Source organism: Oxobacter pfennigii (assembly GCF_001317355.1).
In the GTDB taxonomy this organism is placed as follows: Bacteria; Bacillota; Clostridia; order Clostridiales; family Oxobacteraceae; genus Oxobacter; species Oxobacter pfennigii.
Genome location: NZ_LKET01000022.1, coordinates 1 through 1,601, shown reverse-complemented (window position 1 = coordinate 1,601; position 1,601 = coordinate 1). Strand labels below are relative to the sequence as shown.

At 36.3% G+C, this 1,601-nt stretch carries 1 protein-coding gene and 2 pseudogenes; 1 reads left to right on the top strand and 2 read right to left on the bottom strand.

Translation table 11 applies throughout. The features are described 5' to 3' along the window. Window positions 1–291 precede the first annotated feature (291 nt). Window positions 292–813: an IS21 family transposase gene (locus tag OXPF_RS05090; RefSeq protein WP_054874133.1), complete on the top strand. Its 522-nt coding sequence runs from the start codon at window positions 292–294 to the stop codon at window positions 811–813. Between the two features lie 9 nt (window positions 814–822). Here the strand turns inward: OXPF_RS05090 and OXPF_RS22350 are convergent. Together OXPF_RS22350 and OXPF_RS22920 are read right to left on the bottom strand one after the other, a co-directional pair. Next, a pseudogene (locus OXPF_RS22350) lies at window positions 823–1,359 on the bottom strand (IS3 family transposase); the annotation flags it as partial. 15 nt (window positions 1,360–1,374) lie between these two features. Continuing rightward, a pseudogene (locus tag OXPF_RS22920) lies at window positions 1,375–1,601 on the bottom strand (IS3-like element ISErh6 family transposase); the annotation flags it as partial.

The following is a 1,601-nucleotide window of genomic DNA, read 5'->3' as shown; positions in this document are numbered from 1 at the left end:
TTGCTTCTCGAAAGGCTTTAGGCTTTGAGTTACATAAAAAAATATTCTGCATGGATTTATTACCCCCATGCAGAATTTTATCATATTTCAAATATATTTTAATTAGAAAATCCATTTCTCAAATTCCCGTAGGATTAAATTAGCGCCGTATTATTTAATTTGAAAAAATTGAGGCTAATTTCCCTTGTTTAAAATGCTAATCTACACTATGCACAGAAAAGTCTAAAGGCTATCTGCCATTGGACCATCCGACTGGAGAAGCGCAAGTGGACTTCTGCCAGTTCTTCTACTATGACAATTCCCAAACCCTTGCAGGAAGGCCGTAAACTCACAGTATCCTTTCCACAAAGCAATGCAGCATACTGCCAAGTATTCCGTGGTGAAAACCAGGAGTGTCTGCTGCAAGGACTGCAAAACATTATGAAATATATGAGCAAAGTGCCATTTAGGATGATCTTTGATAACCTGGCAGCTGCAGTTGCACATATTGGCAGTGGCAAAGATAGAACTTTAACTGAAGGATTCAAACAGTTTGTTGAACACTATGGGATAGAGCCGGTTTTCTGCAACACTTCTGCCGGCTGGGAAAAAGGTAATGTAGAATGCAAAGTCGGCTATGAACGACGGAACATGTTTGTTCCAGTTCCTACAATATTGGACTTTTACCAGTTCAACAAGAAGCTCTTTGAATGTTGTGAAAAAGATATAGAGCGAAAACACTATCAAAAGAAATTGCTCATTGCAGAACTCTTTGAAGCAGATAGACAGGCTATGCTGCCTTTGCAGTGGTCAAGCTTTTTTGTAACACCTTGACCTAATTTTTTAATTTTTATATCTTGCTTCAAATGGTGTTAATCCCTCATTAAATGAATGAGGCCTTACATGGTTATACCACACATATGAAAAATAATTTACGGATTCATTGAGTTCTTCATCATTATGATAATAGTGATGATATATTAATTCATTTTTCAAGGTATTGAAATATCGTTCCATGGGTGCATTATCATATGGGCAACCAGCCTTGCTCATACTTTGTTGTATTTTGATTGAACTGCAAAAATCTACAAACTCCTTCGACGGGTATTGCGATGCCTGATCGCTATGAAGGATTAATTTATCTGTTATTTTTGGCTGAGAGGCAATGGCCTTCTTCAATGTATTAATAGCAAGCTCGCTTGTTATCTTTTTACCGTTTAAGCTGGCTATTATAGAGCGGTCGTAGATATCAAGGATGGTACAATTGTATCTTTTGCTTCCGTCTGTTAAAAATAAATATGTAAAATCAGTACACCATATATGATTTGCTTTATTTGCTGTAAAGTCCTGATTTATAAGATTAGGGAAAATTTTATGGGCATGTCCCTTTTTATATCACGGCCTCTTGCTCTTAACAATGGAACTGGGCTTAAGTTTCTTATTCATATATTTATGTACGGTAGTTTTACTGCATATAATGTCCTTACGTGCCAGGAAAATTTTCATACTGCGATGCCCGAGCCGGCCTTCAGTCTCATGATATATTTTCTGAATTTCACAGCATATTTTATATTTACGGGTATTATAATTAGACTTTCTCTCTTTTAGAAAGTTATAGTATG

Excerpts from the sequence above, each read along its gene's own strand:
- OXPF_RS05090 (WP_054874133.1), top strand. The coding sequence starts at position 292 with ATGACAATTCCCAAACCCTTGCAGGAAGGCCGTAAACTCACAGTATCC.